General features: G+C 73.2%; 12 protein-coding genes. 8 read left to right on the top strand and 4 right to left on the bottom strand.

Annotated elements, in window-relative coordinates; all coding sequences use genetic code 11:
• Positions 1-14: 14 nt before the first annotated feature.
• The 3 genes from RM445_RS23555 to RM445_RS23545 all read left to right on the top strand — a co-directional run bounded on the left by RM445_RS23555 (position 15) and on the right by RM445_RS23545 (position 3,031).
• Entirely contained in the window at positions 15-1,280 is a 1,266-nt protein-coding gene (locus tag RM445_RS23555) for an aspartate kinase (RefSeq protein ID WP_311559015.1), read from the top strand.
• Positions 1,281-2,348, top strand: a complete 1,068-nt coding sequence (locus RM445_RS23550; RefSeq protein WP_311559014.1) for an aspartate-semialdehyde dehydrogenase — start codon at positions 1,281-1,283, stop codon at positions 2,346-2,348.
• Positions 2,349-2,455: 107 nt separating this feature from the next.
• Complete coding sequence (locus RM445_RS23545) at positions 2,456-3,031, top strand: beta-class carbonic anhydrase (protein ID WP_311559013.1); 576 nt, start codon at positions 2,456-2,458, stop codon at positions 3,029-3,031.
• On the opposite strand, the gene RM445_RS23540 is transcribed toward RM445_RS23545, so the two are convergent.
• A complete protein-coding gene (locus tag RM445_RS23540) occupies positions 3,006-4,019 on the bottom strand; it encodes an endonuclease/exonuclease/phosphatase family protein (protein WP_311559012.1) in 1,014 nt (337 codons plus the stop codon). The genes RM445_RS23545 and RM445_RS23540 overlap by 26 nt on opposite strands.
• 253 nt (positions 4,020-4,272) lie before the next feature.
• Between RM445_RS23540 and RM445_RS23535 the strand changes: the two genes are divergently transcribed.
• Positions 4,273-5,937, top strand: a complete 1,665-nt coding sequence (locus RM445_RS23535) for a hypothetical protein (RefSeq protein WP_311559011.1) — start codon at positions 4,273-4,275, stop codon at positions 5,935-5,937.
• A 7-nt stretch (positions 5,938-5,944) separates the two neighbouring features.
• On the opposite strand, the gene RM445_RS23530 is transcribed toward RM445_RS23535, so the two are convergent.
• A complete protein-coding gene (locus RM445_RS23530) occupies positions 5,945-7,075 on the bottom strand; it encodes an ABC transporter ATP-binding protein (RefSeq protein ID WP_311559010.1) in 1,131 nt (376 codons plus the stop codon).
• A 96-nt stretch (positions 7,076-7,171) separates the two neighbouring features.
• Between RM445_RS23530 and RM445_RS23525 the strand changes: the two genes are divergently transcribed.
• The gene (locus tag RM445_RS23525; protein WP_311559009.1) at positions 7,172-8,896 is read left to right on the top strand and encodes a glycoside hydrolase family 13 protein; all 1,725 of its coding nucleotides are present in this window, start codon (positions 7,172-7,174) and stop codon (positions 8,894-8,896) included.
• 12 nt (positions 8,897-8,908) lie between these two features.
• Here the strand turns inward: RM445_RS23525 and RM445_RS23520 are convergent, their stop codons facing one another.
• Both RM445_RS23520 and RM445_RS23515 read right to left on the bottom strand, forming a co-directional pair.
• Positions 8,909-9,964, bottom strand: a complete 1,056-nt coding sequence (locus RM445_RS23520; protein WP_311559008.1) for a GNAT family N-acetyltransferase — start codon at positions 9,962-9,964, stop codon at positions 8,909-8,911.
• 96 nt (positions 9,965-10,060) lie between these two features.
• Entirely contained in the window at positions 10,061-11,962 is a 1,902-nt protein-coding gene (locus tag RM445_RS23515; RefSeq protein WP_311559007.1) for a S9 family peptidase, read from the bottom strand.
• A 34-nt stretch (positions 11,963-11,996) separates the two neighbouring features.
• Between RM445_RS23515 and RM445_RS23510 the strand changes: the two genes are divergently transcribed.
• From RM445_RS23510 to RM445_RS23500, 3 genes are read left to right on the top strand one after another with little or no spacing between them, the layout of a single operon-like run.
• On the top strand, positions 11,997-12,941 hold the full coding sequence (locus RM445_RS23510; protein ID WP_311559006.1) for a hypothetical protein: 945 nt from the start codon (positions 11,997-11,999) through the stop codon (positions 12,939-12,941).
• Positions 12,938-14,224: a hypothetical protein gene (locus RM445_RS23505; RefSeq protein WP_311559005.1), complete on the top strand. Its 1,287-nt coding sequence runs from the start codon at positions 12,938-12,940 to the stop codon at positions 14,222-14,224. The genes RM445_RS23510 and RM445_RS23505 overlap by 4 nt, the downstream gene beginning before the upstream one ends.
• 5 nt (positions 14,225-14,229) lie before the next feature.
• Positions 14,230-14,559, top strand: coding sequence for a YnfA family protein (locus RM445_RS23500; RefSeq protein ID WP_311559004.1), 330 nt, complete (start codon positions 14,230-14,232; stop codon positions 14,557-14,559).

The following is a 14,559-nucleotide window of genomic DNA, read 5'->3' as shown; positions in this document are numbered from 1 at the left end:
CGGGGAGGTCGGCGGTGGCCCTCGTCGTGCAGAAGTACGGCGGATCATCGGTCCAGGACGCGGACCGCATCAAGCGGGTCGCCGAGCGGATCGTCCGTACGCACAAAGAGGGCAACGACGTCGTCGTGGTCGTCTCCGCGATGGGTGACACGACCGACGAGCTGCTCGACCTCGCCGAGCAGGTGAGCCCCGCGCCCCCGCCGCGCGAGATGGACATGCTGCTCACGGCGGGCGAGCGGATCAGCAACGCGCTCGTCGCGATGGCGATCTCCGCGCTCGGCGCCAACGCGATCTCGTTCACCGGCTCCCAGGCCGGCATGATCACCACCGCGAAGCACGGCGACGCGCGGATCGTGCAGGTCACGCCGCACCGCCTGCGGAAGGCGCTGGACGAGGGCAACATCGTCCTCGTCGCGGGCTTCCAGGGCGTCAGCCAGGACAGCAAGGACATCACCACGCTCGGGCGCGGTGGCAGCGACACCACCGCCGTCGCGCTCGCCGCCGCGCTCGAGGCCGATGTCTGCGAGATCTACACCGACGTCGACGGGATCTTCTCGGCCGACCCGCGGATCGTGGCCGACGCGCGCCTGGTCTCGGACATCACCTACGAGGAGATGCTCGAGATGGCCGCCAGCGGCGCCAAGGTGCTGCACCTGCGCGCCGTCGAGTACGCGCGCCGCTACCAGGTCCCGCTGCGCGTGCGCAGCTCGTACAACGAGAAGCCGGGCAGCCTCGTCACCGGCTCCATCGAGGAGATCCCCGTGGAAGACGCGATCATCACCGGCGTGGCGCACGACCGGTCCGAGGCCAAGATCACGGTCGTCGGCGTGCCGGACACCCCCGGCATGGCGGCGCGGATCTTCCGCACGGTCGCCGACGCCGAGATCAATATCGACATGGTGCTGCAGAACGTCAGCCGCTCGGGCGAGGGGCAGACCGACATCACCTTCACGCTGCCCCGCACGGACGCCCCGCGGGCCGTCGCCGCGCTCCGTTCCGGGCAGGCCGAGATCGGCTTCGGCGACCTGCTGGCCGACGGCAACGTCGGCAAGGTCTCGCTGGTCGGCGCGGGGATGCGGAACCACCCGGGCGTCACGGCGACCTTCTGCGAGGCGCTGTCGGCGGTCGGGATCAACATCGAGACGATGAACACCTCCGAGATCCGGATCTCGGTGATCTGCCGCGAGGAGCAGCTCGACGACGCCGTGCGCGCGCTGCACGCGGCATTCGAACTGGGCGGCGACGAGCTGGCCGTGGTGCACGCGGGAACGGGGCGCTAGATGGGTAACAACGGACCGGTCGTCGCGATCGTCGGGGCCACGGGCGCCGTCGGCACCACGATGATCGACATCATCGACGCCCGCGAGAGCGTGCCGTGGAGCGAGATCCGCCTCATCGCCTCGCCGCGCTCCGCCGGCAAGGTGCTGCGGGTACGCGGGCAGGACATCACCGTGCAGGCGCTCGCCCCCGAGGTCTTCGACGGCGTGGACGTCGCGCTGTTCGACGTGCCGGACGAGGTCAGCGCGCAGTGGGCGCCGATCGCCGCCGAGCGCGGCGCCGTGGCCGTCGACAACTCCGGCGCCTTCCGGATGGACCCGGACGTGCCGCTGGTCGTTCCCGAAGTCAACGCTGCGAACGCGTCCGAAAGGCCCAAGGGGATCATCGCGAACCCCAACTGCACCACGCTGTCGATGATGGCCGTGATGGGCGCGCTGCACCGCGAGTACACGCTCGAGGCGCTGGTCGTCGCGTCCTACCAGGCCGCATCGGGCGCCGGCCAGCCCGGGATCGACCGCCTGCAGGCCGAGATCGCCGCGGTGGCGGGCAAGGACGTCGGTGTGCGCAGCGGCGACGTCGCGGCCGCGCTCGCCGAGGCGGGCCTGCCGGCGGAGTCGCCGTTCCCCGCGCCGCTCGCCCTGAACGTCGTGCCGTGGGCCGGATCGGTGAAGGACGACGGCTGGTCGTCGGAGGAGCTCAAGGTCCGCAACGAGTCGCGCAAGATCCTCGGGATCCCGGACCTCAAGGTCTCGGCGACCTGCGTCCGCGTCCCGGTCGTCACCACGCACTCGCTGGTGGTGCACGCGACGTTCGCGAGCGAGGTGTCCGTGGACGCCGCGCGCAAGGTGCTCGCCGAGCAGCCGAGCGTGGTGCTGCGCGACGACGCGGCGGCCGGTGAGTTCCCGACTCCGGCGGACGTCGTCGGCGGCGACCCCACCTACGTCGGCCGGATCAGGCAGGCGCTCGACTTCCCGAACACCCTCGAGCTGTTCGTCTGCGGCGACAACCTGCGCAAGGGTGCTGCACTCAACACCTACGAGATCGCCGAGACGGTCGCCGCCGGGTTGTAAGCCGGGTTGTAATCGGGGGCGTCAGCAAGCACGCGACCAGGGCGGGTCGCCGCGGCTCATCCAGCGCGACGGCCCGCCCTGGTCGTCGTCGGGGACGAGGAGACGAGTTGTCGATCGAGGAGCTCATCCGGCGGTACGAGGCCGGAGGCGGTCACCTGGCCAAGACGAGCGCCGAGGGCCTGGCGGTCCCGCCCGCCCTGCACACCGTGGTGCTCACCTGCATGGACTCCAGGCTGGACGTGTTCGCGCTGTTCGGCCTGCAGATGGGCGAGGTGCACGTGCTGCGCAACGCCGGCGGCGTCGTCACCGACGACGTCATCCGCTCGCTGACGATCAGCCAGCGCAAGCTGCAGACCCGCGAGATCCTGCTCATGCAGCACGCCGGGTGCGGGCTCGGCACGTTCACCGACGAGGACTTCTCGGAGGAGCTCGCGAACGAGGTCGGCATGCGGCCCCCGTGGCGGACCCACGCCTTCCGCGACCCCCGGGTGAGCGTCCGCCGCGACATGACCCAGCTGCGCCACGACCCGTTCCTGCTGCCCGGTACCCGGATCCGTGGCTTCGTCGTCGACATCGTGACCTTCGACCTGGAGGAGGTCTTCGTCGAGGCGGGGGCGCCGTCGGTCGTGCGGACGCCCGCGCTGGGCACCCCGGAGATCAGTTCGGCAGCCGCAAACGGGTGACCACCGCGCGGTGGTCGCTGCCGGGGATGTCGTGCACGGACAGCGTCTCCGCGGTGATCCCGCCGGTGATCAGCACGTGGTCGATCTGCGGGCCCAGCCAGCGCGGGAGCGAGCTCGGCCACGTGCCCACCAGACCGTCGCCGGTCCGCTCCGCCGCGTCGGTGCACCCGGTCATCGCCGAGCGGAACACCGAGTGGTCGAGGGTGGCGTTGAAGTCGCCCGCGACGATCACCTGGCCGGCCTGCCGGTCGGCACACCAGCGGTCCAGCGTCGACAGGTCGCTGCTCCACTCCGGGATCTCGCCGGGTGTCGGCGCGATCGAGTGGAAGGCGACGAAGCGCAGGTCGCCGAGGCCGGCGCCCGACACCTCGACGGACGGGAACCCCGTCCTGCGGTCGACCTGTGCCGCGACGTCTCCGAGGTCGGCACGCACGCCCGCCGTGACGCCCTGGACGTCGCGGCCACGCTCGTCGGACGGGATGAACCGGTAGTCCGGGACGAGGGGGGCGAGCCGGTCCCGGTAGCGGGCCGCCGACTCCGGCAGCGCGACGAGGTCCGGTCGGCTCGACCGGATGAGCGCGGCGACGGCGTCGACGTCCCCCTGGCCCTCGTAGGTGTTGAACGACAGCACCGTCAGCGTGCGGACGGCGGGCGCGTCCGGCTCGGGGACGTCCGGCGCGGGTAGCGCACGGGGCAGCACCATCGCGCCACCCACGGCCGCCACCGCGAGCAGGCCGGCCGGGAGTGTCCAGCCCCGCTTGCGGATCACGGCGACGACCATCGCGACGACGGCGAGCACCAGCAGGCCGGCGACCAGGGCCGGGCGGAACGACACGAGCTGGGCGAAGGGGCCGCGATGGTCCAGGCCCAGCAGGTCCGGCAGCAGGACCAGAGCCGCGACGACCACGATCACCAGTGTGAGCGCGAGGCGGACGGGGCGGACGGGGGGCCGCGTGCGGCCGGGCAGCTCGTCGGGAGGCGCGCTCATCGCGGACCAGTCTGCCGGACGCGAGCTGAACCGCGGCTGAGACGCCGCCCGGCCCGGTGGCTCGGATGTCAGGAAGGCCACCTTCCTGACGCCTGGCGCCAGCAAGGTGGCCTTCCTGACACCGGGACGTGCCCCGTCGGAGGGAACCGCGCGCGTCACCGTGCACAACGGGTGCTCACGCGCCTACGGTTTGAACGTGGGGGCAATGCGGGGGCGTGTTCGGGGTGGGCGTGGACCGGGCTGGCGGACACGGGTGGGGGTCGCGCTGATGGCGTGCGGCGCCGTCCTGGCCGGCTGCACGGCGAAGGAGGCGGCCCGGGAGACGATCGCGGCGTCGCCCCGGCTCGAGGCACCCACCGATCCGGCGACCGTCCTCGCCCCCACCGCTCCCGTGCCGCTCGCGGTGGCGGCCAGCGCCGCGCTCTACACCGGCGCTCCCGTCGTCGTCCTGGCTGCCGACGGCGACGCCGGCGGCCAGGCGGGGGCGGCCTCGGCCGCGGTCGCCCTCGGTGCGCCGATGCTCCTCACGCCCGCCGCGTCCGCCGATCCCGCCGACGCGACGGCGGTCACCGACGAGGTCGCTCGGCTGGCTCCGCAGGCGGTCCTCGCCGTGGGGCAGGGCGCCCAGGACTGGGCCGCGCAGAAGGCGGGCGGGACGCGCGTCGTTCCTGCGGCTCCCGAGTCGCTCGCCGGACTGGTCAAGGTGGACGAGCGCGACGCTCGTGTCGTCGACCCGACCACCCTCACCGACGCCGTGGCCGGGCTGGATCGCGGAAGCCCCGCGCTGCTGACGGTGGCTGCCCCGGCTCCGGCCGCCGCCGGAACCGCGGCGCCGCCCGTCGGACCGATCGCCGAAGACGTCCCGGACCTTCCGGTGACCGGCCCGCCGACGGCCCTGACCGGGCTGACCGTGCTCGCCCGGTCGGGCAACGACCAGGTCGCGGCGGTCGCGACCGCCCGAGCCGCAGGCGTGCCGGTGCACGTGCTGCGCACTCCCGACCCGCGCGGCAGCGGCGAGCTCGTCACCGCACTGTCGTCCGCCCCGCAGGAGAAGGTGCTGGCCCTGGGCGGCGCGTTCGGCAGCGTCGACCAGCTGCAGCAGCGGCTCGCGGTCGTCCGCACCGGCGTCCAGCTGCCGGGCGGCGGGCAGCTCGCGTTCCCGGGGCGGCGGATGGTCGCGCTCTACGGCACGCCGGGCACCGCCGCGCTCGGCTCACTCGGTGAGCAGGACCTCGACGCGTCGATCGCCCGGGTCAAGGACCTCGTCGGCCAGTACCAGCCGCACTCCGACCTCCCGGTCGTCCCGGCCTTCGAGATCATCACGACGGTCGCGGCCGGGCAGGCCGGCGCCGACGGCGACTACTCGAACGAGGTCGAGATCGCGAAGATCCGGCCCTACGTCGACGCCGCGAAGGCCGCGGGCGTCTACGTGATGCTCGATCTGCAGCCCGGGCGCAGCGACTTCCTGACCCAGGCGAAGCGCTACGAGGAGCTGCTGGCCGAGCCGCACGTCGGCCTGGCGCTCGATCCGGAGTGGCGGCTGCAGCCGGGGCAGGTGCACCGGGTGCAGATCGGGTCGGTGAACGTCGACGAGATCAACCAGGTGGGCGACTGGCTCGCGGGCGTGGTCCGCGAGCGCAACCTCCCGCAGAAGGTGCTGATGGTGCACCAGTTCCGCACGTCGATGATCGTCGGGCGGGAGCGGCTGAACACGGCGCACGACGAGCTCGCGACGCTCATCCACGCCGACGGCTTCGGCACCCAGGACATGAAGCGGGGCACCTGGGACGCGATGCGGCAGAACTCGCCGAACGTGTACTGGGGCTGGAAGAACTTCATCGACGAGGACCGGCCGATGCTCGACCCGGCTCAGACGATGCAGATGAGCCCGGACATCGTCTTCGTGTCGTACCAGTAGGCCGCCGTCAGAGGTTGCTGTGCAGGGCGGCGGCGCCGCCCACGCGCTCGCCGGTCTCCGGGTCGAAGACGTGCTCCTCGCTCTCGCGGATCCGCAGGTGGATCGTCTCGCCCTTCGACGGAGGGCGGCGGGCGTCGACGCGGGCGATGAACATCGTGTCGGCGGGCACGCCCGCGTCGGCCCCGAGGCGGAGGTTGCCGTAGGCGTAGGCGTCGGAGCCCAACTCCTCGACCACGACGACCTCGAACGGGAAGCCCTCGTCCGTGCCGACGACCTCGACCGACTCCGGCCGGAAGCCGAGCGTGGCGGTCCTGGCGCCCTGCTTGCCCAGCTCGGTGCGCGCTTCGCGGGAGATCGGCACGACGTGGCCGCCCACGCGGGCACCCTGCTCGGTCAGGTCGACGTCGAGGAGATTCATCGCGGGGGAGCCGATGAACCCGGCGACGAAGATGTTGGCCGGGTTGTCGTAGAGGTTGCGCGGGGTGTCGACCTGCTGCAGGAGCCCGTCCTTGAGCAGCGCGACCCGGTCGCCCATGGTCATGGCCTCGACCTGGTCGTGGGTGACGTAGACGGTGGTGGTGCCGAGCCGGCGTTGCAGGGCGGCGATCTGGGTGCGGGTCTGCACGCGCAGCTTGGCGTCGAGGTTGGACAACGGCTCGTCCATGAGGAAGCACTGCGGCTGGCGCACGATCGCCCGGCCCATCGCGACGCGCTGGCGCTGTCCGCCGGACAGCGCCTTGGGCTTGCGGGCGAGGTAGTCGGTGAGGTCGAGGATCTTGGCGGCCTCCTCGACGCGGGTGCGGATCTCGGCCTTGTCCACACCGGCGATCTTTAGCGCGAAGCCCATGTTGTCCGCGACGGTCATGTGCGGGTAGAGGGCGTAGTTCTGGAAGACCATCGCGATGTCGCGGTCCTTCGGCGGGATGTGGGTGACGTCCCGGTCGCCGATGCGGATCGTGCCGGAGTTCACCTCCTCGAGGCCGGCGAGCATTCGCAGGCTGGTCGACTTCCCGCATCCGGAGGGGCCGACCAGGACGAGGAACTCGCCGTCGGCGATGTCGAGTTCCAGAGCGTCGACGGCCGGGCGGGAGGCACCGGGATAGCGGCGCGTGGCGTGGTCGAACGTGATCGGTGCCATGCGGGTCCTTCGGGTCGGGTGCGCTACGAGGACCCTGACACGAAGATCCCCGGTTGTGCCACGCTGGCCCCCGCACCAGACCCGGGAGGATCGACGATGACCGATGCGCCGTGGTGGCGTTCCGCTGTGGTCTACCAGATCTACCCGCGCAGCTTCGCCGACTCCGACGGCGACGGCATCGGCGACCTCCGCGGCATCATCGACCGGGTCGACCATCTCGCCCGGCTCGGTGTGGACGTCGTCTGGCTCTCGCCGATCTACCCTTCGCCGCAGGACGACGCCGGGTACGACATCAGCGACTACGAGAACGTCGACCCCACCTTCGGCACGCTCGCCGACCTCGACGAGCTGATCGCGACGCTGCACGACCGCGGGATCAAGCTGGTCATGGACCTCGTGGTCAACCACACCAGCGACGAGCACCCGTGGTTCGTCGAGTCACGCTCGGATCCGCAGAGCGCGAAGCGCGACTGGTACTTCTGGCGGCCGCCGCGTGCGGGCATGGAACCGGGGCAGCCGGGCGCGGAGCCGACGAACTGGGTGTCGTTCTTCTCCGGGCCCGCCTGGACGCTCGACCCGGCGACCGGCGAGTACTACCTGCACCTCTTCGCCCGCAAGCAGCCCGACCTGAACTGGGAGAACCCGCAGGTCCGGTCCGCGGTGTACCGGATGATGCGCGGCTGGGTGCAGCGTGGCGTCGACGGCTTCCGGATGGACGTCGTCAACTTCATCTCGAAGGCCGTGGGCCCCGACGGCTCGTTGCCGGATGGCGTCGTGCAGCCCGGGACCGCGCCCTACGGCGACGGCTCGGCCGGGTACATCTGCGGGCCGCGCATCCACGAGTTCCTCGCCGAGATGAACCGTGAGGTGTTTGCGGGACTGTCCACCGTGCCGATCACGGTCGGGGAGATGCCCGGGGTGACCGTCGAAGACGCGGTGCTCTTCACCGACCCGGCGCGCGCCGAGGTCGACATGGTCTTCCAGTTCGAGCACGTGTCCCTGGACCAGGGCGCGACGAAGTGGGACGTCCATCCGTTCCGGCTGCGCGACCTCAAGGCGTCGTTCGGCCGCTGGCAGGCGGGTCTGGCGAAGACCGGCTGGAACAGCCTCTACTGGAACAACCACGACCAGCCACGGATCGTGTCGCGGTGGGGCGACGACGGCGCGTACCGGGTGCAGTCGGCGACGATGCTCGCGACGGTGCTGCACCTGCACCGCGGCACGCCGTACGTCTACCAGGGCGAGGAGCTCGGCATGCGCAACATGCCGTTCGCCTCGATCGCCGACTTCCGCGACATCGAGTCGCTCAACCACTACGCCGTCGCCGTGGAGCGCGGGGAGGACCCGGAGCAGGTGCTCGCCGCGCTGCGGGTGATGGGCCGCGACAACGCCCGCACGCCGGTGCAGTGGGACGCCTCGCCCCACGCCGGGTTCACCACGGGAACGCCCTGGATCGGGGTGAACCCCGACTACCCGGAGGTGAACGCCGCGGCCCAGGTCGACGACCCCGGCTCGGTGTTTTCCCACTACCGCCGGGTGATCGCGCTGCGCCACGACGAACCGGCGGTGGCGCACGGCGACTTCACGATGCTGCTCCCCGACGACGACGCCGTGTACGCGTTCACACGGGCGTACACGGACGACCGGGGCACGGTCGAGCTGCTGGTGCTGGGCAACTTCACCGGCGACGAGGTGCGTGCCGAGGTCGACGGATGGAACGGGGCGGAGCTCCTGCTGGGCAACTACCCGGACGCACCCGACGGCGTGGAGCAGTTGCGTCCGTGGGAGGCGCGCGTGTACCGGCGGACGTTCAGCTCGTGAACGGGGGGCCGGTCACGCCATCGCGGCGGGCGTCTCCAGCGGCACGTTGAGGCGCAACGTCCCGTCGGCGAGCACCGCCGTCGGGCGCAGGCCTGCGCGGCGCAGCAGTCGAGTGATCCGGACCTCGTCCGCGGGGACGGTCCCGGTGAGCTCGCTCATCCCGAGCTCTTCGGCCGTCTCCGCGACGCGCCGCACCAACGCCGTGCCCAGGCCGCGGTGCTGCCAGGCGTCTTCGACGAGCACACCGAAGGTCGCGCTCGGGGTCGCCGACGAGGGGTCGACGAGGCGCAGATCGGCCAGGCCGACGGCGCTGCCGCCGTCGCGGGTCAGCGCGAGCACTGCCCGACCGCCCGCGGGGTCGACGAGCGAGCGCAGCTGGTCCGGGTCGAGGCGCGGGATCGGGCTGAGGAACCGGGCGTGCCGGGACGTCGGCGAGCAGCGCGCGTGCAGCGCGTCCACCAGCGGCACGTCCGACGGCACGGCCTCGCGCAGCAGGACCTCGGAGCCGTCGCGCAGCAGCAGCCTCGTGTCGAGGCTCGGCGGCTCCGAGGCCGGCGCGGCGAGTGCCAGCTGGGTGGCCAGTTCGAGCAGCGCGGCGGCGCGCGAGAGCTCCGTGGCGGTAAACGGCCAGGCCCGGCCGAGCAGCAGGTGCTGCGCACCGACCCGTAGCGGGTGCGTGTGCAGGTCCGGCAGTCGCGCGGCGGTGGGGTCGACGAGCCGCGCGTGCAGCAACGTCGCGACCGCCCGGGGCGCGCTGCCCGGATCCGCGGCCACCATCCGGGCCAGGGCGAGTGCCGTGGTGACCGGATCGGACAGCTCGGTCGCGTCGGCGGGGACGTGCAGCGTGCACGGCGCCTTCACCCGGGCCGCCGCCATGATCAGAACGGACGGGTCGATGCCCTCGGGAACCCGGACCAGCAGCTCGTCGGTGACCGAGCCGCGGTCCGACGGCTCACCCACGACGTGCACCGAGAGGATGTTGCACCCGGTGGCACCGACGGCAGCGGCCAGCTCACCGAGCCGGCCCGGTCGGTCCTCCAGCTCCACGTGAACGCGCCACAGCGCCACGACGCCACCTCCTCGGGGACGACTCCATCGTCGTCGTCGTGCGTTACGAACTCGCTAACACAGCATGACGCACACGTTTGTGGACCGTGCTGAGAGTCACGAGCCGTGCCCGAAGGAGTGACCCTCCGCATCCACCGATCGGCGGGCGAACGCGACCTCGGTGGCCGCGTGCCGCATCGCCTCGTCGACCACCAGCGAGCCGTGGCCCGCGTCGAACCGGCTGACCTCGTAGGCCGCCTTCCGCGCCGCCAGCGCCTCGAGGTAGTTGTCGATCTGCCGGATCGGGCAGCGCGGGTCGTTCTCCCCGGCGAGGACGAGCACCGGCGCGGTGACCTCGTCGACGTAGGTCAGCGGCGACGAGGCCCGGTAGACCTCGGGCCGCTGCTCGGGGGAACCGCCGAACAACGCCCGGTCGAACGCGCGCAACTGCTCCATCTCGTCGGCGTAGGCGGCGAGGTAGTCGGCCACGGGCACCCCGGCCGACGCTCCGGCCCACCGCGCGGGCTGCGTCCCCGCCGCCAGCAGCGCGAGGTAGCCGCCCCACGACCAGCCCTCCACCACCAACCGGGCCGGGTCGACGATGCCCTGAGCGACGCACGCGTCGACGACGGCGGCGACGTCCTCCAGCTCGGTCAGGCCCGGTCGGCCCTCGATCGCGTCGCGCCAGGTGCTGCCGTAGCCCGTGGAGCCGCGATAGTTGATCTCGACGACCGTGAACCCGGCGTCGATCCACAGAGCGCGGACCGCCGAGAAGCGGTCTTCGTCGGCGGCGTGCGGCCCGCCGTGCAGGCTGACGACGGCTGGCCCCGCGGTGCCGCCGTCCGGTCGGGCGACGAGTGCGTGCACCGGCCCGCCCGGGCCGTCCACCCACAGGTCCTCGACCGGCACCGACCCCGGGGGCCGATCGCCCGGTGGCGTGATCAGCACGCGATCCGTGCCGTCGGTGTGCAGGGCGCGGACGGTCGGGGGCTCCGCGGCGGACGAGCAGGAGTACTCGACCGTGCCGTCCGGGCGGACGTCGGCCGATGCCACGCAGCCCGGCGCGGTGGGCAGGGCGGTCAGGGCGCCGGTCGCGATGTCGTAGCGGAACAGCCGCGTGCGGGCGGCGTGCGTGTGCGAGACGAGCAGCGCCCGGGCGTCCGGGGTGAAGTCGGCGCCGAGCTCGCCGGGCAGGTCGATCGCGAGTTCGGTCTCGGTGTCCGCGGCGACGTCCCAGATCAGCAGCTCCTCGCGGCCGCGGCGCTCGTGCAGGAGCAGCAGCCGCTGGTCGCCGGGGACCGGGGCGAACGCGAGCGGGGTCAGGCCGCGGCCGGGGCCGTCGGACTTCTCGGCGACGGCACTGCCGTCGGCGGTGCGGATCACCCGGACCGCCGGGTGCCGCGAGTCGCCGTGCTCGGAGTGGGAGATGGCCAGCAGCGTCTCGTCGTCGGAGAGCGCGCCGACCCCGGCGTCCTCGGGGTGGGCGTAGACGACGTGCGCGGGCGTGTCGGACGTGCGGTCCCACAGCCAGATGCGGGTGCCGTCGTCCGTGGACGTGCCGGCGGTGACGAGCCGGCGGCCGATGTCGAGCCCGGCCGGGTACCCGTCCTCGACGCCCGGCAGGGCCGGAACCGGATCTGCGCCGAGCGCCCGGTTCGTCGACCCAGCGCTTCCCCGTTCCCGGCCGGCAAACGGCTCCGTGACCCAGTGCCCGAACTCGTCGCCGTCGGTGTCGGCGAACCACCACACGGTCTCCCCGTCCGGTGGGAGCGTGGCGATGTGCGTGCCCGCGCGCCGGTCGGTGACCTGCCGGTGGGTGTTGGTGGCCCGGTCCCAGGCGTAGACCTCGATCGTGCCGGTGGCGTTGGACGTGTAGACGTTGCGGTCCGGTGCGTCGCGGGCCCAGTCGGGCCGCGACATGCGGGTAGCGGTGAACCGCGCCCGCCAGCGCTGCTCGCGCGCGTCGTCGGCGAAGAGCCGGTCGGGGACGGTGGCGACCGGATGCAGGGGTGCGCTCACCTGCTCGATCTTGCCGCACTTCTAGGGTGGCGGGGTGGGCGCCCGGCCGGTCCTGTGTGCTGCGAGCGCAGCGGTGTTGCGAGCGGGCGTGCTCGCGGCGGTCGTCGCGCTTCTGCTGCCTGCTGCCGCCGCTCCTGCGCTCGCGCACGCCGGTGGCCTCACCTCGGCCCCGAGCGAGGCCCGCGTGCTCGCGGTCGAGCCGCCCGTTCCCGGGCTCGACGTGCAGGCCGTCGAGTTCGGGGCCCGGCTGCGGCTCGTCAACGGCACGGCGGTGGCGGTGGTCGTCGAGCCGCTGCCCGGTTCGGCGCTCTCGGGGTTGCCGACCGTCGCACCCGGCGAGCGGGCCTGGTGGTCGGACCCGAGGATCACCGCCGCCGCGGCCCGGGACCGGCCGGCAGGCGACCGGCTCGGCTGGGCGGTGCCGCTGCAGGTCGGCGACGAGACGGTGACGATCCACGGCGAGCAGTACTGGCCACCGCCACCGCCGGCGGGGCTGTGGTGGTCGGTCGCGCTGGCGGCGCTGGCCGGCCCCGCACTGGCCGGGGTGCTGGGCGCGGGCCGCAGGTGGGGTGCGGTCGGCCTCGCCGTCTCGGCCGGCGTGGTCGCGGTCGCACACCTGCTGCACGTCGTCGGCTCGGCGCTGGTCCCGGAAGACCGCGGGTTCGCTGCGATGCTGCTCAGCGCCGCCGGGTACGCGCTGCTGGGCTGGCCACTGGCCGCCGCGGGCGCCTGGCTGACGTTGCGCGGGCGACCGGCCGGACCGCTGCTGTGTTGCGCCGCGGGTGGCCTGTTCGCGATCGTCATCGCCCCGGTCGACGCGTTCACGTTGAGCGACGCCGTGGTCCCGTTCGCGTGGGGCGCGACGTTCGACCGGGTGCTGGTGGCGGCGGCACTCGGCGGTGGTTTCGGCGTCGCCGCGGCCGGCGTGGCGGTGCTGCGCCGCACCCGGCGCCCGGTCCGGCGGGGGAGTAGCCCATGATCGTTCTGGCCCACGGCGTCGGCGAGGTCCGCGGCCTCCCGCTGCCCGGCGAGCTCGTCCTGCAGACCGGCGGGGTCGTCGTGCTGGCCTCGTTCCTGGCCGTCGCCCTGCTCTGGCGCGAACCCCGCTTCGCGGCCGTCGCCCCCGGCCGCCCGCCCCCACCCGCGTCCGCCCCCGCCCTCGCCCCGGTTTCCCGCGAGTCCGCGACTTCGTCAGCGCGAGTCGGCACGTTCGACAGCGCGAGTGCGCGATTCGGGCAGGCCGCGATGCTACTGCTCGCCACCGCCGTGGTCGTCTTCGGCTTCCTCGGCCCGCAGGAGGACGAGGCCAACCCGGCGCCACGGGTGCTCTACGTGCTGCTGTGGGTGGGCGTCGTCCCGGCGTCGCTGCTGCTCGGACCGGTCTGGCGGGCCGTCAACCCGCTGCGCGCGCTGCACCGCCTGCTGGCCCCGCTGCGCCGCCGCCCACCCGCGCCGCTGCCCGATCGGGGATACGGGCCCGCCGCCGTCGGGCTCGGGGCCTTCGTCTGGCTGGAGCTTGTCGCTCCCGCCCGCGACGTTCCCGCCGTGGTGGCGACGTTCCTGCTGCTCTACGCCGTGATCCACACGGCGGCGGCGTTGCGGCACGGCCCGACCTGGTTCGACCGGGGCGACACGTTCGAGGCGTACTCGAGCCTCGTCGGCGCGCTGGCCCCGGTGGAGTGGCACGGCGGCCCGCGGCTGCGGAACCCGTTGCGGGGCCTCGCGGCGGTGCCGCCCGCGCGCGGGCTCGTCGCGTTCGTGGCCGTGTGGTGGGGCTCGACCGTGTTCGACGGGTTGAGCGGCTGGCCCGGCTGGGCGACTGTCCGCGCCGCCCTGCCGGTGCCGGGCGTCGTCGTCGGCACGCTGGTGCTCGTCGCCCTGGTCGGCGTGGTGGCACTGCTCTACCGGCTCGCCACCGGCCGGCTCGCCGCGGCACTCGCGCCGACGCTCGTCCCGATCGCCGCCGGCTACACGATCGCGCACTACCTCACGTTGCTGCTGGTGGAGGGCCCGCGCGGGCTCGCCCAGCTCGTGGCGCCGCTGCACGGGCTCGGGGAGCCGACCGCGGTACCGGACGTCGTGCTCGTCGCCGCCGTCCAGATCGCGGCGGTGCTGGTGGGCCACGTCGTCGCGGTCGTGGTCGCGCACGACCGCTGCGTCGCGCTGCTGCCCCCGCATCGGCGCCTCGCCGACCAGATCCCGCTCGTGCTGCTGATGGTGGCCTACACGATGGTCGGGTTGTTCCTGCTCGTGATCTCGTAGAGCACATGCTCGTGCTCCGCTCCGTCGCCCTGTTCCTGCTCGCCGCGCTGGCCGAGATCGGCGGCGCATGGCTGGTGTGGCAGGGGGTGCGCGAGCAGCGCGGGCTGGTGTGGATCGGCGCCGGGATCCTCGCGCTCGGGGCGTACGGCTTCGTCGCGACGCTGCAGCCCGACGCCCACTTCGGCCGGATCCTCGCGGCGTACGGGGGCGTGTTCGTGGCCGGATCGCTGGCCTGGGGGATGGTCGTCGACGGGTTCCGCCCCGACCGATTCGACTACCTCGGCGCCGCGGTGTGCCTGCTGGGCGTCGGCCTGATCATGTACGCGCCCCGCTGA

It is taken from the genome of Pseudonocardia charpentierae (assembly GCF_031845345.1).
Classification (GTDB): domain Bacteria; phylum Actinomycetota; class Actinomycetes; order Mycobacteriales; family Pseudonocardiaceae; genus Pseudonocardia; species Pseudonocardia charpentierae.
This window is presented reverse-complemented; position numbering and strand designations above follow the sequence as displayed.